The sequence below is a fragment of the Enterococcus villorum genome, from assembly GCF_007990225.1.
In the GTDB taxonomy this organism is placed as follows: Bacteria; Bacillota; Bacilli; order Lactobacillales; family Enterococcaceae; genus Enterococcus_B; species Enterococcus_B villorum.
The window spans coordinates 1-22,127 of the sequence record NZ_BJWF01000020.1; the positions used below are offsets into that span (position 1 = coordinate 1).

19 protein-coding genes, 2 pseudogenes and 1 riboswitch are annotated in these 22,127 nt (G+C 34.5%); of the genes and pseudogenes, 9 read left to right on the forward strand and 12 right to left on the reverse strand.

The window, feature by feature from the left end; all coding sequences use genetic code 11:
* A pseudogene (locus EVI01_RS08210) lies at positions 1-269 on the forward strand (hypothetical protein); the annotation flags it as partial.
* Positions 270-294: 25 nt separating this feature from the next.
* On the opposite strand, the gene EVI01_RS13675 reads toward EVI01_RS08210, so the two are convergent.
* The 3 genes from EVI01_RS13675 to EVI01_RS08220 form a co-directional block, all read right to left on the reverse strand.
* Complete coding sequence (locus EVI01_RS13675) at positions 295-873, reverse strand: EndoU domain-containing protein (protein ID WP_186808772.1); 579 nt, start codon at positions 871-873, stop codon at positions 295-297.
* Positions 830-1,447 carry a hypothetical protein gene (locus EVI01_RS13680; protein WP_010751308.1) on the reverse strand — a complete coding sequence of 206 codons (618 nt, stop codon included), beginning with the start codon at positions 1,445-1,447 and terminating at the stop codon, positions 830-832. The genes EVI01_RS13675 and EVI01_RS13680 overlap by 44 nt, the downstream gene beginning before the upstream one ends.
* Positions 1,448-2,167: 720 nt before the next feature.
* Complete coding sequence (locus tag EVI01_RS08220; RefSeq protein ID WP_010751310.1) at positions 2,168-3,172, reverse strand: nucleoid-associated protein; 1,005 nt, start codon at positions 3,170-3,172, stop codon at positions 2,168-2,170.
* A gap of 170 nt (positions 3,173-3,342) precedes the next feature.
* On the opposite strand from EVI01_RS08220, the gene EVI01_RS08225 reads away from it, so the two are divergent.
* The 3 genes from EVI01_RS08225 to EVI01_RS08235 all read left to right on the forward strand — a co-directional run bounded on the left by EVI01_RS08225 (position 3,343) and on the right by EVI01_RS08235 (position 5,447).
* Positions 3,343-4,194 (forward strand): aldo/keto reductase, encoded by an 852-nt coding sequence (locus EVI01_RS08225; protein ID WP_010751311.1) that lies wholly within the window; start codon positions 3,343-3,345, stop codon positions 4,192-4,194.
* 20 nt (positions 4,195-4,214) lie between these two features.
* Positions 4,215-4,466, forward strand: coding sequence for a hypothetical protein (locus EVI01_RS08230; protein ID WP_010751312.1), 252 nt, complete (start codon positions 4,215-4,217; stop codon positions 4,464-4,466).
* 264 nt (positions 4,467-4,730) lie between these two features.
* On the forward strand, positions 4,731-5,447 hold the full coding sequence (locus tag EVI01_RS08235) for a hypothetical protein (protein ID WP_010751313.1): 717 nt from the start codon (positions 4,731-4,733) through the stop codon (positions 5,445-5,447).
* Positions 5,448-5,652: 205 nt separating this feature from the next.
* Here the strand turns inward: EVI01_RS08235 and EVI01_RS08240 are convergent, their stop codons facing one another.
* The 3 genes and pseudogenes from EVI01_RS08240 to EVI01_RS08250 form a co-directional block, all read right to left on the reverse strand.
* Positions 5,653-6,342 carry a phosphatase PAP2 family protein gene (locus EVI01_RS08240; protein ID WP_010751314.1) on the reverse strand — a complete coding sequence of 230 codons (690 nt, stop codon included), beginning with the start codon at positions 6,340-6,342 and terminating at the stop codon, positions 5,653-5,655.
* A 37-nt stretch (positions 6,343-6,379) separates the two neighbouring features.
* A pseudogene (locus EVI01_RS08245) lies at positions 6,380-7,519 on the reverse strand (FtsW/RodA/SpoVE family cell cycle protein).
* Between the two features lie 284 nt (positions 7,520-7,803).
* A riboswitch (M-box (ykoK) riboswitch) is annotated at positions 7,804-7,972 on the reverse strand.
* Between the two features lie 151 nt (positions 7,973-8,123).
* Entirely contained in the window at positions 8,124-10,574 is a 2,451-nt protein-coding gene (locus tag EVI01_RS08250) for a hydroxymethylglutaryl-CoA reductase, degradative (RefSeq protein WP_010751317.1), read from the reverse strand.
* Positions 10,575-10,757: 183 nt separating this feature from the next.
* On the opposite strand from EVI01_RS08250, the gene EVI01_RS08255 reads away from it, so the two are divergent.
* Complete coding sequence (locus EVI01_RS08255) at positions 10,758-11,915, forward strand: hydroxymethylglutaryl-CoA synthase (RefSeq protein WP_010751318.1); 1,158 nt, start codon at positions 10,758-10,760, stop codon at positions 11,913-11,915.
* 299 nt (positions 11,916-12,214) lie between these two features.
* Here the strand turns inward: EVI01_RS08255 and EVI01_RS08260 are convergent, their stop codons facing one another.
* From EVI01_RS08260 to EVI01_RS08280, 5 genes are all read right to left on the reverse strand, one after another.
* Entirely contained in the window at positions 12,215-12,949 is a 735-nt protein-coding gene (locus EVI01_RS08260) for a class I SAM-dependent methyltransferase (RefSeq protein WP_010751319.1), read from the reverse strand.
* Between the two features lie 193 nt (positions 12,950-13,142).
* Positions 13,143-14,168, reverse strand: coding sequence for a glycoside hydrolase family 76 protein (locus tag EVI01_RS08265; RefSeq protein ID WP_010751320.1), 1,026 nt, complete (start codon positions 14,166-14,168; stop codon positions 13,143-13,145).
* Positions 14,161-15,420: an ABC transporter substrate-binding protein gene (locus EVI01_RS08270; RefSeq protein ID WP_010751321.1), complete on the reverse strand. Its 1,260-nt coding sequence runs from the start codon at positions 15,418-15,420 to the stop codon at positions 14,161-14,163. The genes EVI01_RS08265 and EVI01_RS08270 overlap by 8 nt, the downstream gene beginning before the upstream one ends.
* A gap of 16 nt (positions 15,421-15,436) precedes the next feature.
* A complete protein-coding gene (locus EVI01_RS08275) occupies positions 15,437-16,306 on the reverse strand; it encodes a carbohydrate ABC transporter permease (RefSeq protein ID WP_010751322.1) in 870 nt (289 codons plus the stop codon).
* On the reverse strand, positions 16,258-17,127 hold the full coding sequence (locus EVI01_RS08280) for a carbohydrate ABC transporter permease (protein WP_146811606.1): 870 nt from the start codon (positions 17,125-17,127) through the stop codon (positions 16,258-16,260). Before EVI01_RS08280 ends, EVI01_RS08275 begins: the two co-directional genes overlap by 49 nt.
* A 177-nt stretch (positions 17,128-17,304) precedes the next feature.
* Here EVI01_RS08280 and EVI01_RS08285 point away from each other — a divergent pair, with 177 nt between their 5' ends.
* Positions 17,305-18,396 (forward strand): GntR family transcriptional regulator, encoded by a 1,092-nt coding sequence (locus EVI01_RS08285; RefSeq protein WP_010751324.1) that lies wholly within the window; start codon positions 17,305-17,307, stop codon positions 18,394-18,396.
* Positions 18,397-18,491: 95 nt separating this feature from the next.
* On the opposite strand, the gene EVI01_RS08290 is transcribed toward EVI01_RS08285, so the two are convergent.
* Positions 18,492-19,229 (reverse strand): hypothetical protein, encoded by a 738-nt coding sequence (locus EVI01_RS08290; RefSeq protein WP_010751325.1) that lies wholly within the window; start codon positions 19,227-19,229, stop codon positions 18,492-18,494.
* Positions 19,230-19,667: 438 nt separating this feature from the next.
* On the opposite strand from EVI01_RS08290, the gene EVI01_RS08295 reads away from it, so the two are divergent.
* From EVI01_RS08295 to nadC, 3 genes are all read left to right on the forward strand, one after another.
* Complete coding sequence (locus tag EVI01_RS08295; RefSeq protein ID WP_010751326.1) at positions 19,668-20,252, forward strand: SOS response-associated peptidase; 585 nt, start codon at positions 19,668-19,670, stop codon at positions 20,250-20,252.
* A 182-nt stretch (positions 20,253-20,434) separates the two neighbouring features.
* Positions 20,435-20,728 carry a bacteriocin immunity protein gene (locus EVI01_RS08300; protein WP_010751327.1) on the forward strand — a complete coding sequence of 98 codons (294 nt, stop codon included), beginning with the start codon at positions 20,435-20,437 and terminating at the stop codon, positions 20,726-20,728.
* A gap of 488 nt (positions 20,729-21,216) precedes the next feature.
* Complete coding sequence (gene nadC / locus EVI01_RS08305; protein WP_010751328.1) at positions 21,217-22,071, forward strand: carboxylating nicotinate-nucleotide diphosphorylase; 855 nt, start codon at positions 21,217-21,219, stop codon at positions 22,069-22,071.
* Positions 22,072-22,127: the final 56 nt, after the last annotated feature.

Here is a 22,127-nt window from a genome sequence, read left to right on the forward strand (position 1 = left end):
CCGAAGAAGAATATTGTATCTTTTACATGGGTACACCTATCTATAGTCTTACTCCCTACGATTATGGTCCTTATTATCATGGTGATTTTTTTAAGGGAGGTATTCCTAATATTAACTATCTAAAAATCAAACAGGGAGTAATCAATAAAATAAAAAAGATAATTGTCACTTATATTATTAACAATTTCTATTATTGGCGCCAAAAATATTCTCCCGCTGATTTTCAATATGAAGCAAAAAAACTAAAAGAAGAATGGAGCTTGGATTAAATCAAGTTCCATTCTTCTTTTAGTTTTATTTTAAGAGAGGATAAGCTGTTGCAAGGGTTTCTTTTCCATTTGCTTTTACATTTAGTTTAACTTCAATCTCAAATCGCCCTCCGCTTTCCAAATTACTAAACGTATGTTCACCAGGACTAATAGAAGCGGGCTTTTCCATCTCAATAATCCGTTCCACTTCACTAGTGATTTTTTCCGCATTCCAATTATCAGGAAAAACAGTCGAAAGCGGGCCCTTTGTTGTCACGATTTTCCCATCTACTTTATAATAAACTTTAGCCTTATAAGGCATGCCTTCGACTACTTTTCCTTGTGGTTCATAAATGATCCCGCTTTCTTTAGCATAAAAATTAGGATGTTGCGAATGCGCACCAGTTAAAATTGGCTTGCCGTTTTTAGCTGTTTTCACTTCCCCCGCCAGATGGTTTAAGTTTTTTGTTTGAAAGTACTTCGTCGTTGGTAGTTTTTCCACCAGTAGTTTATTGGGACTGCCAGCTAAAACTGCTTTTTCTTCGGTAGCTAAAACCGCTTTGGCTTGGGCTTCTTCAACTTCAATGACCGCTAAGGTTTCGCCTGCTTCCACTGATTTTAACAAGGAGCGCATTTCTCCCCAAGGCAGACACATGGCGACTCCAGCTGGCAAATTGCATTTTATACACTTCATTTAAGGTAGGAGAGGACTCTGGATCATCTAGAAGTTCAGATAATAACGAAGCCCCTTCACGGAAACTCTTTTTTTTCGTCAACCGATACAGTTGATTAACCGCCTCTGAACGAACTTCTTCCTTTAAATACGGACGTGAAAACTCAGCAAAAGCTGTAGCTTGCACAATGGGCGAAATGGCTGCTAATGCAAAGCGTGTGCTTAAAGGAAAAATCGAATTGGCGCCATACATGAGGTCTAAATAATCCGAAAGAATCAAATTATCAAAAACATTGTGCCCACTTTTTAACGATTGAAATCCTTTGTCCGAAGTTTCTGAATCAAACGCTACCCTTTCAGAAGGAGAAAGACCCAAGTTTTTTACTTGTTTATGAATGACAGGGTAAACTTTTGCTTCTTGTAAAGTTCGTTCAGAAGCTAAAGCCATCCATGTTGGTTGACAAGCCGAAACGAGTAAGAGAATCACTGAAAATAAACCAAACCATCTTTTTGTCCACTTTTTCATTTGTTTACGCCTTTTCTTTTGATGCCTTGAGTATACAAAAGAAAGAAAGCGCTTTATATATAGTTTTCATTTTTTCTCTCACCTAAATTTTCTAAAAATAGAAAAAATAGGAGCGATAAAAATAATAATTTTGCGTACTTTTTTATTTTCCCCTTTTAATACCCCTTTTCCCAATTAAACACACTCCCCTTTAGTCACTATCAAAAAGAAAAGAGGATACAAATGGAAACATATACTAATCATTCTTCACATTTTTTGATGTTCGCCTCAGTTTTAAAAAGGGCGTGTTTTACTTTTCTCGTATGTTCGCTTAAAAGAAGAAAAACACAAGTGGGATTCTTTTTTCTTAGCTTTTCTCACGGAATTTCTTTGCAGAATAAGTTTACCTGACTATATGTAAGGAAAGATGGAGGATGAAATTTAAAATAGTATAAACGGGGTTCAAGTAGCAACTTCTATACAATAAGCACTAAATTCCCAAAATATGAGGAGATATTTTAAAAATTTATCTTTTATTCGCTGAAGATAACCCTACTTTCATGACCTTTCCACGGTATTTAAAGTGCTAATCGTTGACACCAATACAAAAAATCTCAAAACAAGAGAAATTGTTTTGAGATTTTCTTTTTTACTGTGCTTGAGATGGCTTGTTGCCTTTTAATAATTGATAAGCGATCAGGTACCCTTTTCACCAAACGAATCACTCGTTTCATTTTGATCCTACAAACGATTTAATACTTCCTCCACATTTTTGATCATTACTGAAATCGTTCCATCTGGATTATTTACAAATTCAATTAAATCGGGGTTACGATAAACATCTACAGGTACAATCAGTTCAATTCCGTTAGACAATTTAAACTTTTGTTTGCCAAATTTTTTCTCAGAAATTTCTTGCACTTCTTTGACTGGTGGGGCTTCGACTACAAAGCCTTGTTCTTTTACTTCTTCTTGAAAGGCCAGCTTAGCTGTGATATTTTCTTTAAACACTTTCTCAGCAATCATTTCATGATCCAGTCTTCCTTTTTCTTCAATCGTGTCGTAAACTGCTTCTTTCAAATCAGCCACAAGATCAAATTCTTCTGTTTCAAATTTTTTCCCTAAACTTTTAGCTACTTTTTGAATCACTTTGACATTTTCTTCAAGTGAAGGTGCGGGTACACTCTCGATCACTCTACCAGAAAAATAAAGTTCTTTTTTCCCAGAAAACTCATATTTTTTTTCAATCAATTCATAAGTCAGATTAGTTAAATCAACTGCAAAAGCTTCATCTGCTTTTTGAGATTTAGACCCCAAGATCGCTCGATTTAATATCAAGCGATTATCAATTCCTGCTTCATCTGCCTCTACAAAGTGAGTATATGATTCACGATAATTGACTTTTAGCAAAGCCAGATACATGATCGTATCTACTTCGTATAATACGACGAACACATCTGCACTTGGTGCCTCTTCACTTTGTTGATAAATCTCAAACCAGCGTTGAACAATGCCTTCGCTGGCTTCAACAAAATGTTCTTGACAATTTTGCAATTGTTGAGCTATCACACTGTCAGGTGTTAATTGACCTGTTTTCGTTTGGGCAGAAGAAATTTTTTGAATTTTCTTTTGTAGAAAATCACGAATAAATTCCTTCGTTAAATCCAATTCTTTTTGAGAAAATACAGGAGATCCTGTTTCACGATCAATAATATGCAAAATGGCTTTTTTTAAATAAATATCCATATTCTCATTCCCTTCTGATTTAGTTTACGGAAAATAGTAAAAAAATACCAGAACGAAAATCATTTTTCTTCGTTTTTGATAAAAAAACTACGTTATTAAACAAAATGGATTCTTTTTTTTTTAAAATGCGCTACACTTAACTGTGAACTAAAAATTAAGGAGTTGAAAATATGAATTCATTAACAAATACGTATCGTTTATCAAATGGTTACGAGATTCCTATTGTAGGTTTTGGCACTTGGCAAACGCCAGATGGAGATGTCGCTGTTTCTTCTGTTAAAAAGGCATTAACAGCTGGTTATCGCCATATTGACACTGCACAAGGTTATAAAAATGAAGAAAGTGTCGGTCAAGCTATCAAAGAAAGTGGCATTCCTAGAGAAGAAATTTTTCTAACTACCAAACTATGGAACGCCAATCACAGCTATGATTTAGTCATGTCTTCTTTTGAAGAATCCCTACAAAAACTTCAAACTGACTATCTTGATCTCTTTTTGATTCATTGGCCTAATCCTGTGGCTTTTCGTGAAAACTGGGAAGAAGCAAATGCTCAAACTTGGCGTGCTTTTGAAGAACTATATGAAGCTGGGAAAATCAAAGCAATCGGTGTCAGCAATTTCTTACCCCATCATTTAGATGCACTAGCGAAGACAGCGAAGATCATGCCAATGGTCAACCAAATTTTCTTAGCGCCAGGTGAATTACAACCTGAAGTGGTCGATTACGCTAAAAAACACGACATGATTCTTGAAGCTTATAGCCCACTAGGTACAGGAAAAATATTTGATGTGCCAGAAATGCAAGAAATTGCTAAAGCTCATGAGAAAAGCATTGCTCAGGTTGCTTTACGCTGGTCGTTGCAACATGGCTTCTTACCCCTTCCTAAATCGGTGACACCTAGTCGCATTAAAGAAAATACGGAGTTATTTGATTTTGAACTTTCTGAAGATGAGATGAAGCAAATTGATCAATTGGATGGCGTAGTTGGAAAAGCTAAAAATCCTGATACCGCACAATTTTAATTGAAGGAAGCTGGATAAACATGAAACCGATTGAACGCTTAAACGCACTTTCTGACGAGATCACTCGTACTTTTCACTCTGATTTTATCTTTTTAATCAGTCCAGACAAGGTTCAACATTTTCCAGCACGTAACTGGACGCATGATCAAAAGATAGGAGAACTGGTCAACCGATTCGATCATTCCCTTATGACGACAACATGGCAAGGGCATGAAGTGATTTACTCACCAGATTTGACAGTTTTTGCTTTAATTCCTCACAAAAATAATTAAAAATGATCATTTAGAACCATTTATTCTGATTTGTCTACCTGCATTAAGTAAGTTGTTTTACTTGATGCAGGTAGTTTTTGTTTGATCCTTGGCTTTTATGATTGTCCTAACATTGCACCATTTGAAGTTTTTTTGATAATTTTCGTTAAAAAAGTTGTTTTTTTCATTATTAAACAGCATATATATAAGTTTTTTTCGTTTAATCCTTTTCAATTCTCTTTTTTTTTCTTATAATCGTAAAGGTATGAGCGAAGGAGAGAACTTATGAAGAAAAAACAAAAACAAAAATTACTTAAACAATTCCGTCCTTCTTTAGATGGAATCAGAAATCAATTATTTCATTCATTAGAAGATGAAAGCTTACGTCGCTATGGATTACCATTACAAGTGATGCTTGATCCAAAAGATCGAAAAATCTTAACCATCGGCTTAGCAGGTAAGACAAATGAAGACACACGCATCAATGTCCCGATTGATGATAACTTTACGACTGTCTTGAAACGTATTCGTTCAGGAGAAAAAGGTATCTTTGAACGTTTCCGTGACAATTTATTGATTGAAATTGTTTCTTACTGGAATGATCAACGTCTTAAAAACGATGAACCTACAGCTCAAACAGTTTCTACGCCAGTAGCTGAAACAGCTGTTAAAGAAACAAAACCTGCTGAAACAACAAAATCAGTGGATGAAGAAAAAGCGAACACTACTGAAAATCAACGCTCAACAGACTCTGTCGCTTTAAACTTTGCTGATTTCTCTCAAGCAGTAGCTGAATATCCAAAATTCTATGCAGAAAAAGATGTGAGTGCTGCCATCATTTATGAAAAAACTGCAGAGGCACCACGCAAATTAGCTGAAATTTCTATGACAGAAGAAAATAAATTTACTATCGAAAAAGCGTTAGAACGCAAATACAAAGTAAAACTTACTTTGATTCCATTGATTGAACAATTTGCTGCAACTGCTCTTAAAGAAAGATAACAGTATTCTTAGGCTTTTTAAAAAATTTAAACGAAAAAAGGAGTGGAACTACACCACTCCTTTTTTCATCTCCTATCAAGAAAATGAACTATCTTTTCAGCTCCATTTATGTTAAGTTGCTAACCAAAAAAGTGAGAATAAACTCCTAATTCATAAATCACTTTAGTAAGTATAATCACAAAAACCAAAGATAATAGAACTAATATTATTTTTTGCTTTTTCGTGAATAGCGGATGTTTTTTTTCCTTGGGTTGTTTTTTACCTGAAAAACTGAGGGGATAAAAGAAATGCACCCCACATAAGAAAGAAATACCACCAGCGCACTAAGCGCAAAGCCAGCTAAAATATCGCTAGGGTAATGAACTCTTAAATAAATTCTAGTACATGCAATAAGAAGTGGATAACCTGTTAAAATCAAAGCTATTCGCCTCACCTTTCGTCGATCCCAAAGAACAGAAAGCGAGAGAATAACTGAGAGAAAAAACGCAAAGGCTAACAAAGAATGCCCACTAGGAAAAGAATAACTGGTACGGGTTTCGACTTGCCACACATCAGGTCTAGTTCTGGCTATTACATTTTTTAAGATATAACCAGCACCACTAACAGCAAGGATGTTAAAAACGTTCCAAAGTGCCAATAAATGATAATTCTTTTTCCATACATATATGGCAAAGAAAAATGCTAATCCTAATGTTGGTCCAATTGTTGCTAATTTTGCAAAATAGCGAACGATCGTTGTTATTATTTGATTTTGTGGCCACGCGAATGTTGTATAAATGGCAGAATCCATTTTCTTAAACCATAAAGGATTGATTTTCACGCATAAAATTAATCCTATGAGAATACTCAATGCAACTACTGACAAAATCAGTGGTATTTTTCGATCATTCTTCATAAATAACTTCCTTTCTACTCTTATATCTACCTGCTTTTTACTGGGATTTTTTAAATCCAAGTATCATTCCTAGCCCACACCCCAAAATAATCAGCGATGTTCCTCCTTGGCTCAGAAATGGTAAAGGAATACCAGTTAAAGGAAGTAACCCAATAGATGCACCGATATTTTCCACGATTTGAAACAACAATCCAAATACCCATACGATCGCAAGATATAGATTTCCTTTATTATTGGTTTGGATAGCAGTATAGATCACTTGATAGAAGAGATAAAAATATAAAAAGACAACCGTCACACTACCTAAAAAGCCAAATGTTTCGGCAATTACTGTAAAAACCATATCTGATTCACGAACAGGCACATAAATGGCTGGGATTTCTGCTGGTCTACCGCTAAATCCACCTGCGCTAACAGACAACAAACTTTGTGCTTGTTGTTAACCAATAGACTGACTGTAAGCAAATGGGTCGATCCATGCTCTAACTCGATCCAATTGATAAGTTTTAAAATTGAGTCCATAAAGAATTTGATTGCCGTATTCAGTAAAAACTAAACAAATTAATAGAACACCTATGATGAATAAAATGCCAGAACAAATGGCTAAAATTTTCCAGTGGACACCTGCGATCATAAAGAGCGCGCCTAAACAAATAATAAATACTAAGCTCGTTCCAAAATCCTTTTGCATATACATCAATAAAAAAGTGGGTAAACTAATCAACAGTATATTCATCACATACTTAAGATCGGATTTAACCGTCCGTTCACTGACTTTTTTTTCATAATGCAAAGTAAAATAGACAATGACTAGAGCAAACGTTAACTTGACTAATTCGGAAGGCTGAAAAGAAAAGCTTCCTATTCTTAGCCAACGTTTCGTCCCCGTCAATTGATACATCACCGGATCATAAAACTTATACAATAAGCTCATAATAGCTAATGAAACTACATAAAAATAAGGAGATAAACGTAATAGTAATGCGGTTTTTATTTTTTGGGTCAGAAACAATAAGCCCAAAGAAGCCACACAAAAGATAATCTGCTTCAAAACAATATGTTGATAGGATACCTGATCATAGACTGCTGCGCCATACTGCACACCAATACTTAATAAATAAAAGAGAAAAATCGGCAAAAACAATGCATAATTAAACTCAAATGATTTTGACTTCACAAACAACACCTCTTAAATGAAAATATTAATTAGTTGTCATAAGCACTTGTTACGACATGACTAAAACATCTGTTATTAACTAACCTTCCTCTCCCATCTTCTCTAATTAGGCGAAAAGTATTTCACATGAGGAGAAATAAAAAAATAGCTTAGTCAAACAATGCCATGATTTATTTTCAAGTAAATGGTGTAAATAGCCAATTCCAAAAAATAAGCCGAAAATTCACAAAAATCAATGATGATTTTTAGAAGTTTCGGCTTATGTCTTAAAGTTGTGTCCATCAACAACTGTCTCATCGTGTGAGTTTTGACACTAAACAACGTAAAGAATCTCTCTTAGCTATCTTATGAAGAGCCTTAATTCGACAATTCCTGTTTTACACATTGGCGTCTTTCGACGTTTCTGCGCAATAGCCTATGTTTGTTTAGGAGTCTCGCCTAACAAGTATTTGAATTTTAAAAAAGTATAACGTTTAACCAAAGATTTCACAAGGGTATTTAAAGGAAAGCTCGAAAAAATTTAGGCTTATTTAACCATTTCCTAAGCTTCCCACAAAAAACTACAAAAGAGAAGATCGAATTAACAAAGGGTAATTCATTCTTTTTAGTCTTGTTGCTTTTCTCGAATTTGATTTAAATAGCTTTTAGCTATCTCTTGATTCATTTGATCTGCTTCTCTTAGATACATTGCAACTTGTTCGATTTCATCGCCTTTAGCGCCTACTGTAATGGCTAATGCTCTAGCTTGTAAAGACATGTGTCCCTTTTGGATTCCATCAGTTACTAATGCACGTAACGCAGCAAAATTTTGAGCTAAGCCAACAGCAGCTATGATTTGAGCTAGTTCGGTAGCTGATGTTACTTTTAACATCTCTAGTGCAATTTTAGCTTTGGGTAAAATTCTTGAAGCACCACCCACTGTCGCTACTGCCAAAGGAACAGTTAATTGACCAATAAGTTGATTATTCACAATTTGCCAATCTGATAAACCTTGATACATTCCGTTTTTTGAAGCATATGCATGAATCGCAGCTGAGCAAGCCCTCGTGTCATTGCCAGTTGCTAGTATTACTGCTTCAATGCCATTCATAATTCCCTTATTATGCGTGGTTGCACGATAAACATCTAAATGAGCATATTCTGATGCTTGTTGAATTTTTTCTGCTACTAATCGCCCTTCTTCTTGGCTTTTTCCTAGCTTTTCAAAAGGAATAGCGCAAGAAGCTGTGGCTAGTGATTCCGTGGCAAAATTACTTAGTATACTAAACAAGATTTCTTTTTGAGGAAACCATTCTCGTATTCGAAGAGCTACACCTTCCAAAATTGAATTAACAATATTTGCCCCCATAGCATCTTTCACATCGATGAAAAAATCAATCGACAAATACACATGGTTTTGTTTCTTGAATTCTCTAGTGGTAATTTCTCTAACGCCACCTCCTCGTTTTACGATGGAGGGATAACTTTCATTGGCACATTGGATCAACTCTGCTTTTTTTGCTTCGATGGTTTGGATAAATGCTTGATCAATTGTTTGACCAGTTAAAACAATTTGTCCTCGCATTAAACGTTTAGGCGTTTCTGCTAAGATATTTCCACAAATTTTAGCTCCATTGCTGGCTGCGGCAATCACAGACGGTTCCTCTGTAGCCATTGGAATCCATTTTTTCATTCCATTAATTTGAAAATGCTGAGCCACACCTAAAGGAATCTCTACTTGACTAATTTGATTTTCGATCAAATGGTTGGCGATTTCTTCAGATAACCGTTCATTTTTTAGATCATCTGCTTGTCTTTCGCTGATAACACCTTCATTTATTAACTGATGTCGACGTTGTTCAGGTGTCAATTGATAAAACTTTTTTTTTTGATCATTTATTCCATTCATTTCGTGATTTCCTTCAAGTAATACGGCTAGGCCTAGTCCGCCACCAATACATAAAGAAGCCACACCATAAGTTTGCCCGGTTCGTTTTAACCCATAACTTAATGTAGTCAAGATTCTTGCACCACTTGCACCAATGGGATGTCCTAAAGCAATCGCACCACCATCCACGTTTACTTTTTTTTCATCTAATTGCAACTGACGATTAACTACAATTGAAGAAGCCGCAAATGCTTCGGTGATTTCAAACCGATCAATTTGCTCAACAGAAAGAGCCGTTTTTTGCAACAATGTTTGGATAGCTGTGATCGGTGCAATTCCCATAATACTAGGATCAATACCTATTTCTGCTACCCCTTTAATCGTTGCTAAGTAAGGGAGATTATTTTCAATGGCATATTCTTTAGATGCCAAGATTAAAACGGAAGCACCATCATTTAAAGGCGATGCATTTCCAGCGGTCACTGTACCTGCTTCTGAAAAAACAGTTTTTAATGTTCCTAATTTTTCTAGTGTACTATTTTCTCGAATCGCTTCATCTTTTTCCAACACGGTTTCATCAGGTAAAAAAATAGGAATAATCTCTTCTTTAAATACACCACTTTCACTTGCTCGGGCGGCTTTTTTTTGTGAGTCTAACGCATATTGGTCTTGTTCTTGTCTTGTAACTGAAAATTTAGTTGCAACTTTTTCAGCCGTTAAGCCCATATGTGCATGTGAAAAAGCATCGGTTAAACCATCATTAACCATACTTGCTATTGGTTCTTGATAAGTCGCAGTTTTTTCTTCATACAGTTGAAGCAATGGTGCGCGAGTCATACTTTCAGTTCCTCCAGCTATGACTAAATTCGCTTCACCTAACTGAATAAGTTGACGTGCCAAGATCACTGCCTTCATCCCTGATCCGCAGACCTCATTAATTGTCATGGCAGGAACATTTACGGGAATACCGCTATTGATGGAAATTTGTCTAGCCACATTTTGACCATTTCCAGCTTGTAAAACATTACCAAATATGACTTGATCAATTTTATCTTTATGAATACCTGTTTTTTTCAACAGTTCTTTTGTAATAATTGCTCCTAATTCTACAGCAGAAAAACTGCTTAAACGACCACGATATTTCCCAATTGGGGTTCTCGCAGCATCTATAATTACGACTTCCTTCAAGTAATCCACCTCCTAGAAAAATATACCATTGTTTCTACTAAAAACAAATAGTCCATGACTGCTTCAAAAAAAACTAGGAATAAATTTTACAAATCCTTAAATATTCGCTTTTTTATACTTCTTTTAAACTTTTTATGATACTTTAGTAAAGTAAGTTTTTTATCACAGTAAAGAGGTGTTGAAATGAAAGTTGGAATTGATCGTCTTTCCTTTTTTATTCCAAATTTATATTTAGATATGACTGAATTAGCTAAACGCAGAGGAGATGATCCTGCAAAATATCATATTGGGATTGGGCAAGACCAAATGGCTGTTAACCGAGTATCAGAAGACATCGTCACACTTGGAGCCAATGCGGCAAGCAAGATTGTCACAGATGAAGATCGTGAATTGATTGATATGGTGATTGTTGGCACAGAATCGGGCATTGATCATTCAAAAGCAAGTGCTGTAATTATTCATCATTTATTGAAAGTACAACCTTTTGCTCGTTCTTTTGAAGTAAAAGAAGCTTGTTATGGGGGAACTGCTGCTTTACACATGGCCAAAGAATATGTAAAAAATCATCCTGAACGAAAAGTTTTAGTTATTGCTAGTGATATTGCACGCTATGGGTTAGCTAGTGGCGGTGAAGTCACTCAAGGAGTAGGTGCAGTGGCGATGATGATCACAAAAGATCCACGCATTCTTTCACTCGAAGATGATAATACATTTTTAACAGAAGATATCTATGATTTCTGGCGCCCTAATTACAGTCAATTTCCAGTAGTTGATGGTCCTTTATCTAATTCTACGTATATCGAATCTTTCCAAAAAGTATGGAATCATCATAAAGATATCACAGGACTTACTTTAGAAGATTATACTGCGCTAAGCTTCCATATTCCTTATACGAAAATGGGGAAAAAAGCACTGCAAAGCGTCTTGGATCAAGCCGATGAAGAAACGCAAGCACGCTTATTGGCTCGTTATGAAGAAAGTATTCATTATAGTCGCCGTATTGGTAATCTTTATACTGGGTCCCTTTATCTTGGGCTAATTTCACTTTTAGAAAACTCACAAGCATTAAAAGCTGGTGATCGACTTGGTTTATTCAGTTATGGTTCTGGGGCTGTTAGTGAATTTTTTACTGGTTATCTAGAAAAAGGCTACCAAGAATTTTTATTTACCAAAGAGCATCAAGAAATGTTGGATAAAAGACAAGCCATTACAGTTGATCAGTATGAAGAAATTTTCAATGAAACATTACCTCAAAAAGGTGAACAAGCTGAGTATTCTTCTACTGTTCCTTTTTCAATCTATAAAGTAGAAAATGATATTCGATATTACAAACAATATTAGAAATAGAACATGTGAGGGTGTGAGACAAAAAGTAAAGAATACTTTCGTCTCACGCTCTAAATATGTGTAAACGGTGTTCAAAGGCTTACATCTGCGACAATAAGCTCAAACAGAGGAAAACATGAGAAGCTGTTTTTCTCTGTTCGTTCTTATTGCTTGATGCAGGGCAGCCTTTTCACGACCTCTTGACGTAAACGGTGTTCAAGTAGCAACTCCTCAGCAATAAGCGCTAAATTTCTAAAATATGAAGAGCTATTTTAAAAATTTACCTCTTATTCGCTCGGAGCTGACCGCTACTTTCACGACCTCTCGTTTTGAATTAACAACATGCGATAAGTCAATTTTGTTGTACTTATTGTATGCTCGTTTTTTTGAAATTGCTGGTCCAGATAGGTAATCAGTTGTGGATCATTTTTATATTCTTCATAATAGTTTTCTATAAGTAAACGCGAGATTTCTTCTTTTACATCATAGGTAAATTCTTTTATTTGATAGGAATATTTTTTCTGTTTCAAATAGTTTGCAAACTGATCCATTAAGTGAGGCGAAGTGTTGGGATCTTCTTCAAAAATGCCTAAGCGTTTTTCTAATGGTAAAAATAGATCATCTTTTGAATCGACAACTCGGATAATGACGCAAGTTTTCTTTGTTTTGCTTAGCAATTGTTCTAGTTTTTCAAAATTGTCTAAAGCTGGATTTGCAGCAGTAAAAACCAAGTCATAAACTTTTGGTTGCTTCAAAAACTCCTTAAACGGTCGTTTTGTAAAATGAACATTTTCTATGCCAAGCTTGTTTGCTTCTATTTTTGCAAATTTCAGCATCTCAGCAGAAAAGTCAACTAACTCAAAAATCCCTGCTTCTTTAGCCATAGATAAATAGCGTCCTGAACCTCCTGCTATATCTACTACTTGATGAGTAGGCAATACCCCGTTATCTTTTAAATAAGCAATCACATCTTCCACTATTTTGGTCTGTGATTCTATTTGATTCAAGTAATAATCTGAAGCAAATTCGTCCCATTCTTGTTCGTTCATTTTATTTCCCCTTTGTAATGATTAGACGTTTTTTCTCTTTTCGGAATAAATAAACATTTTTCCTTCATTAATTTTCTATTCTATCATATTTCTCTTTATTCCCTTCGCAAAAAAATAAACCGTTGCGCTTAGTCAACAGTTTATTTTTTTAGGATGTATTTGCTTACAAATGGATTATTTATCCACTCTTTTTCTAAACAGTTGCAGCACTTTCTAAGGCCATCACCCCTGATAAATGATCTGACAAGTACACACTTTCTGGTTCACTTTCTAACCAATCACGGTAAGCTAAAAGATGGTCTCCTTTTTCTGCATGCTTAGCTAAAATGTCACAACTAGATTGAATAAATGTACGGATGAAATCTGCGTTTGTTTCTTTATAGAGTAATTGTAAGTATCGGTATTCGATCCCTTTAAATAAACCGATATCTCCGCCATCTCCTTCATCTTGAAATACGCCTGTTTTACCAAGTACTTCAATAGAGGTTTTTGCACATTGAAGCGCCTCATCTAAATATTCCTGTTCCTTTGTGACATGGTAAAATTCAATCAAAACCCCAATATAAACCCCTTGATTATAAGTAAATTTCCATTGATAATCAATTTTCCCATCACCCATTCTATTGATGCCGTCTTCCACAAACTTAGAATCTTCTTGTACAAGGTTTTCTTTCATCCATTTTAATGTTTTTTCACTGATTTCTAAATAGCGAGGATTCTTATCCAATTGATAAAGACGTAGTGCTAAGATGATGATTGGCGCATTCACTGGTGTATTTTTATAGTCAAGCTGCGTACGTTTCCAAGCAAAACCTCCACCCATCTGTTCATTCCAAGCAGTGTCAAAAATATCTAAGCATACTTCACGGGCATCCTCTAAATAGTTTTTTTCGTGTGTCAAGTGGTATAAACGTAAGGCTGCTAAGCCATTCCACAGCATATCATCATAATATTCGTGAAGTAACGTACCACCATTTCTGTTTTTATTATACTGATACGTTTTTTCTGCTAATGCCAAATAGTGAGAATCTTTCGTGCGTAAATAGGCATCTATACGCACATCGATCAAATGTGCCATCCACCAATAATGAAAAGAGGCGTTTTGTTCTTCTTCTTTCAACGGATAAACATTGTTCATCCATTGTTCTTTATCGTTTGATGTATAGTAATAATCAATACTTTTTTGTGCTTTGTCTGCTAATTTTTCAAATTTATTCATTCGATGATCCTTCTTTCAAAATTTTATTTCCCTGTTTTTGTGCATTTTCTAGTGCTTGCTGAGGGGTTTCTTTTTCTGCTAACATATTTTCTAATTGTGGATTGACAGCCAACTTTTCTAAGTCGGAATAGCCAGTTACTGTTGGACGAATTTTAGCAAAATCCATCGTTTCTACAAATGCTTTATATTTCTCATTATCAGCAAAGTAAGGATCTTTGGCCGCTGTTTTATTGGCAGGTAACCAATTTGAAATTTTTGCAAATTCGATCCCAATTTCTGGATTGATCGTCCACCATTTAATGAAATCCCAAGCAGCGTCTTTATTTTTAGCATTCTTAGGTATGACCAAACCAAATCCACCAGTTAGTGCTCCCTTGTCTCCATTAGGTCCAGAAACAGGTGGAACAACCCCATATTCCAGTCCCTCTACTTTATCGTAATCAGCTAAAGCCCAAGGACCGTTATACATCAATGCGACTTTCCCAGCTGCAAAAGCATCTGTTCCGTCATTAAATCCTTGTTGGTAGACTTTTTTTTCATTTAACAATTGATTCCAAAAATTCAATACTTCTAGCCCCGCTTTAGAATTGAAGGCCGTCGTTTTACCATCTTCAGAAAGCATCGTGCCACCAGCTTGTTGCAACCACATATTGAATAGACCGACATCATCTAATGAAAAACCAGCTTGCACTAATTGTTTTCCTTCCCACTTCGTTGTTTTTTCAGCGACATTTAAGAGTTCTTCCCACGTTTTTGGTGGTGTGACACCTGCTTGTGCTAATAGTTTTTTATTATAAAAAAGTGAGCGATTATCTACTAATAATGGGATACCGTATTGTTTTCCATCAGCGCTCATTTCTTTGACTGTTTCTTCATAGAAATCATTCAAATCAATGTGATCTTTTTCAATCAAACTGTCCAGGTCTAACAAGGCGTTTTTTTCTGCATACATTTTTGTGTTGACCCGATCCCACATAATCACATCAGGAATCTCTCCACCTGCCATACCAGTAAGAAGTTTTTCTTCTACATTGTCCTGCACTTTATAAGTAACAGTATAGGAATCTTGACTTTTATTGTATTGATCAATCAATTGATTTAACTGGTCTACTTGAGTGCCACTCCAAGAACCCCAAAATGTAATTTTTTGCTTTCCATCATCGGTTTGTTCCTTTTGCGTGCCACTTTTTCCACACGCACTGAGCAAAACAAGCACACCAGCAATGATTAAACCTTTAACTATTTTTTTCATTTTTTCTTCTCCTTTTTTATTTTATTCCCGCTTCTGCCAATCCTTGCACATAATTTTTTTGTACAAAAATAAATAAAATCAAAACTGGCAAAGTAGCTAAAATCGTTCCAGCCATCAGCGGTCCATAATTCGTACTGTAATTATATTGAAATGCAGCAAGTCCCACTTGAACCGTTTTCATTTCTTCAGCATTTAAGACGATCAACGGCCACATAAATGCATTCCATCCCGATTGAAAAGTCATGATTCCTAAAGTTGTTAGAGCTGGTTTTGCTAAGGGAAAATACACTTTTAAAAAGATTTTAAATTCACTTGCGCCATCAATTCTGGCACTTTCTCCAAGTTCATGAGGCAATTGTTCAAAAAACTGTTTCATAAAAAAGATTGAAAAAGCTCCCGCAGCACCTGGAAGTAAAATTGCCCAGTAAGTGTTAATCAATCCCAACCCGCCAGATCCTACTAAGTTATTTCCTCCTAACAATGGAAAACTTCTTAAGGCAATAAATGTTGGAATCATTGTCACGATACTTGGTATCATCATGGATGCTAGAAAAATAAGAAATAAGACTTTCTTCCCCTTAAATTTCAGTTGTCCAAAGGAATAACCCGCTAAGGAACCGAAAAATAGATTAGTTAATACACCACCCAGTGCTAAAATCAATGAATTTTTCAAATAGGACAGAAAAGGCATCGTCAAAAATACTTCTTTGTAGTGATCAAGTGTAAAATGCTTAGGTATGAAAGACATCGAACCACTTAAAATTTCACTATCTGATTTAAATGAGGTGGCAATCGTCCATAGGAAAGGTAAAACAGTCGTCATACTGATCAAAATAACTAAGAGATACCACAAAAATATTTTTGTCGTTTTTTTCTTTGATACCATTCATTCTCACACTCCTTCAATGCTAAACCACCAAATCCTTTATTATAAATATAATAAACTAAGGTGATTGTTGAATTTCCGGGTTCACCCTTGGTTAGCATATAGGCCTGATCAAAAACTTGAAACGCCCCAATGATCAATTGTGTGGTGACTAAAAAAGTAGTTTTTGATAATTGTGGCCAAGTGATGCGGGAAAATTTTTGCCAGCTATTGGCTCCTTCCATATCAGCTGCTTCATAAAGTACTGGATTGATTCCTTGAAGACCTGCTAAAAAAATCATCATATTTCCCCCAAAAGTCATCCATACACTCATAATAACAATTGCCGTCATCGCCCAATTGGAACTATAGAGCCATGCTGGACCATCGATGCCCACAAGTCTCAATAATTGATTCAGTAACCCATACTGGGGATTCAATAACCAATACCAAATAGTCGCTGTTGCCACAGTGGAACATAGCACCGGCAAATAAAAAAAAGTGCGAAACAGCGTAGTACTTTTTCTTTTTTCATTTAAAAGCAACGCAGTACCTAAAGAGACAACTAGACCTAAAGGAACATATAAAAATGTATAGGCTAAGGTATTTTTTAAAGAAATAAAAAAGAATTCATCATGAAAAATTTTTTGAAAATTAGCTAGACCTAACCAATTAGCCGGCTCGATGATATTGTAATCGGTAAAACTAAAATACAAAGCCATCACAATGGGCAAAATCCCAAAGCCAATCAGTAGAACAACAGGAAATAAAATAAACAGATAAGCGATGTTTTGTTGTTCATTTCTCCCCCGTCGCTTTTTCTGGCTACTTATTTGTTGCATTTTCTCTCCCCCCTTAAACCACATTTATAATAATCAATATATTAAATGTTTTATAAATACAATTATATATATTAATTACTATTTGTCAACGCTTTCAAAGATTATTTAAAAAATAAATCACTTGATTTAATTATATGTTATATTTAATATACAATTAGAGAGAACGGAGGGTATTCCATGAATAAACCATTGTATCAAATGATTTATAATGAACTAAAGCAACAGATAGAATCAGGTAAATATGGGATTAATGAACTTTTACCTACCGAAAAAGAGCTATCTTCCACTTATCAAGTGAGTACGATTACAACAAAAAAAGCACTAGATTTATTAAAAGAAGAAGGATACATTGTTAGAAAACCCAGAAAAGGTTCAGTGGTCATCAGTAATAGAAAAAATGAAGCCAATTTCAATAAAATGATTATTGGCTTAGTGATAACAAATTTTTCTGATTTCTTTGGCACAGAAATCCTTCGAAGTATTTTAAATTATGAAGCTGATAAATTACATGTCATGGTAAAAATCACTTATGGCGATATAAAAAAAGAAAATGAGTTTATTCAAGAGTTAATGGATTCAGGTATTCAAGGATTAATTCTTTTACCTACGTCCTCCGAATATACTTCGCCAAAAATACTAGAATTAATTGCACAAGATTTTCCTATCGTCGTTATCGATCGGTTAATGGACCAATTACCTGTTTGTAGTGTGCAAACAGATAGCTTTTCTGCGTCAAAAGAATTAATCAACTATTTATTTGATAAAAATCATCACAAAATTGGGTTGATTACCTCTGACAGTCATGTCTCAACGATTGATGAACGCATTGATGGTTTCTTAGCCGCCCATGTTGACGCAAATCGTGCAGTTAGTCAAAAACAAATTTTTTCAGTAATTGATTCTGTTGTGCCTGGTTCTTCAAGAAATATTTCAGAAGACGTTGACTTGATTGTCGCATTTTTACAGCAAAATCCTACGATAACCGCATTGTTTGCTACAGAATATAATATTGCTTTGTTAGCTAAAAGTGCGATCGAACGACTAGCAAAAACAGTACCTAACGATTACTCAATCGTCTGTTTTGATCATCCAACCATTAATCTATTTGATTTAAACGCCTTTATTTTTACTCATATTGAACAAGATCAAGCTGCTATAGGTGAAGAAGCCGTAAAGCTGTTGTTGAAAAAGATCAACGAACCAGCGCTCATCGAAAAAGTAAATCTTGGTTACCGATTGATTGAAGGCGATTCTGTCACTCGGATTTAATAAAAAAACGCTTGAAACAATCTTTGTCTCAAGCGTTTTTAAATAGTAATAAATTGCTATTTTTTATCTTTATAAATCATATCAAAATAAATATTTTAGATTTTAGCTCCAATATATCTATGGTTTTCCAAACCAAAAATAGGAGCAAATAAGACTTTCTTTTTATCCTGAATTATATTCATAATTGCATCCATTTTAATTATTTCAAGAGACTCTTCATGATACAATATCAAATATTCAATCTCGTCATTGAACTTATAAAGCCATTTCAACAAATCTAAATCTGCAGTTATCCTGTATGTATGGTATATCTTATGACACCCATCATCTTTTTCTACGGCTGTATGCAAATGATGATCCATATACTCCATTAAAAAAATACTGTGCTCTTTATTTCCTATATATTTTTTACTGCTTTCTATGTGTTTCTCCCAATTCTTTTTGATTGATTTTACAATATTGTTATGTGAATGTTCTTCAAAATTTTTGCTAACTGAATAATTAGTTATTTCTCCTATTCTGCTTTTTTCAAATTGTTCAGTAAAAATTTTTTCACTCTTTTGTTCTAATATAACTGACTCCATTTTTTGTTTTGCGCCTTTTTTATTTTCAAGCGAAGAAGTAATAGCAAAATGCTCAATAAATCCATTTTCAAATAAAAAATCTGGAAAATGACTATTTTTTTCATTAGGATTCGCATTATTGATCCACTGTTTTATTTCTTTAAATTCTTCTTGAGAGATTCCAAAACAATTTTCTATTTTCATTTTTCTTTGAATATTTTGAATACATTCCCATTCTTTATTTTTTTGTTTTTTTAAATTTCTACTCATATATCTATCCCTACCTTTATATTCACAATATAAAGATTATACATAATCAGATTAAAAATATAACTATACATATTAAAAATTCTATTTTAAAATTTGTGTTTAAAATAAATATGTTTAACTTAAATTAATATTACATATATAATTTTCAGCCAAATATAAATAAAAAGAATGGATATGTAACCATTTGTAGATATCTACGTAATTTTTGTAACAGTTATTATATATTTTTATTCATCAGATTCATATCTTGTTCTTTCGAATAGAAAATTTACGCTTTCTATCAAGATTGTATTTTTAATAAACAAAATGACAAGAACACCACTAAGCCTGTTTACTTTCTAAATCATGCAACTGTAGGTAAAATAAAAAATAAGCAGGCCAGTTACATTTAAATAAAAACAAAGTTAATTTTATAAACTGATAGACGGAGGGATTAATATGTGTGGACGCTATTTTTTTGACTTATCCTCTGAAGAACTCAGAGCGTATTATGAGCAAGTTGCACCGCATGCCGTTGACAAACAGATCCATGTTGGTACGAATGAAATTTTCCCATCAAACTATGTGGTCACTTTAGGAATGAATAATGAATCCGATCTCGTTCCTGGAATCACTCGTTGGGGCTTTGAGGGATTTAAAAAAGGCCAGTTGATGATTAATGCACGTGCGGAAACGGTAGAAGAAAAAAAGACCTTTGCCAAACCATTCAAAGAAACACGTTGTGTGTTTCCAATGTCTGGTTTTTACGAATGGGATGCAAACAAACAAAAACTGTTTTTTACTAACCCTGGCAACAATGTTATTTATGTTGGGGGTTTTTATCGGATTCATAAAAAAGATGTTGGCTTCGAAACAGAATCAATTCTCATGACAACTAGCCCCAATGAATCAGTTGCACCAATTCACGACCGTATGCCACTAATCGTAGAAAAAGATCATATCAAAGAATGGCTGACGGACTTAGATTTCGCTAGGAAGTATCTTACTGCTGATATGCCTGCATTACAACGTGTGCAAGCATAGTATCACCACACTTTATCTCCGTTTACAATAAAAATTGATTTATTAAAGCATCCCCCATAATAGTTAGTTTTTTAGGTTTAACTTTTATGGAGGATCTGTTTTATTTCTAAAAAATAACAGGCATTGTTTAATGACTATATCTGCATTAAAATGGTGTAAATGATTAATTAGGAGGATAATATATGCCCAATTTAAACTGTTTTTCTGGCGGATTAGAAAGAAGTGAGCAAGCAATTAATATTCTTGATGAATTACTTTCTGATAAGAATTCTGAACTTCATGATGATTTAAGAGCTGTTCTAATGAATTATAAAGGTGAACTCATTAGAAAAAGTTCAGGCATACCTTTTATTTTAAGCAGAATGAATTTGGATATCTCAAAAAGTTTACAAAAGAAAAATATCATTTTAACTAATACTCAAACAAGTAAACTTAAACAGTTAACTTCTCTATCTACTATCCATTATGGTTATTAGCAGGACAACTTTCTTCGATCGTACGTTCTTTGAAGCTGTTATGACAGTCCACTGATTAAATGAAATAAGGACAACACCATTTGCTCTTCACACGGCACTCATTTGAATTAGTTATTCCAACCATAAAAAAATTCCCTCTGACAATTCAAATTTTTTTATTCGGTTGTCTATTTTAATTTTAGTTTTTTATCTAAACAATCCTCTCTATCATCTAAGTAAATCAAAGGAATCATTAAGTTTTACCATTCGCTTTTTTATCCTGCGGTGATTTACATCCATAACTAAAACAATACATCTCCTCTTGCAAGTGTCAAGACACCAATGGTAAAATAAATACCATGTCTTGACACCTCTTTTTTTTGTCAAAAATTCTTACTCGCTTTAGTATCAAAATATCTTAGCAACTATTATCTAAATAATAAATAAGTTCAGTCTAAATAAACAAAAAGAACAAAAACTGACGGTGTCTTTTATTTAGGAGGAAACAAATGAATTACATTCAACTTAACGAACAACTCAAAGAATTTTTAATTGAAGACATTGGTCGTGGTGATCAAAGTGCAGCGATCTTCCCGGCATCAGAACGTGCCAGTGGGACTTTTCTATTAAAAGAATCAGGAATTATTTGTGGTCTTTGGTTAGCACCGATGATTTACGAGTTGCTTGGCGGAAATGTTCAATTTACCTCTTTCGTCGAAGAAGGAACTTTCTTAGAAGCCAATACACCAATTGCCACAGTTTATGGCCCAATACAAACACTTTTGACAGGGGAACGATTAATTTTAAATCTGTGGCAACGATTAGGTGGTATTGCTACAGCTACACATTTAGCAATTAAACAATTAAATGATCAAACGATTCGAGTCACAGATACTCGAAAAACAATTCCTGGATTACGACAACTAGATAAATATGCTGTTACTCAAGGTGGAGGCTTTAATCATCGAAAAGGATTAGATGATGCTATTATGCTAAAAGATAATCATATCGCTTTTTTTGGAAGCATCACCAAAGCAGTGCAGACAGCTCGAGAACAGAATGGTCACATGATTAAAATTGAAGTAGAGGTTGAAACAATTGAAGCCTTTAAAGAAGCCGTTGCTGCAAAAGTAGACGTCATTATGATTGACAATCAATCACCAAAAAAAATTTCACAATTCTTAGTTCACAATCATCAAAAAATTATCACAGAAGCTTCTGGAAATATTACACTACAAAATATCCATGAATACCAAGGTTGTGGTGTGGATTACCTTTCTTTAGGTTTCTTAACCCATTCCGTTTCTGCTCTCGATATTAGTTTTAATAGCAAAAATGGAAATGACAAAGTTACTATTTGTTGAATAAAACAAAAAAGCCAGCGTTTTTATACGCTGGCCGATAGGATATACTCCCTTAA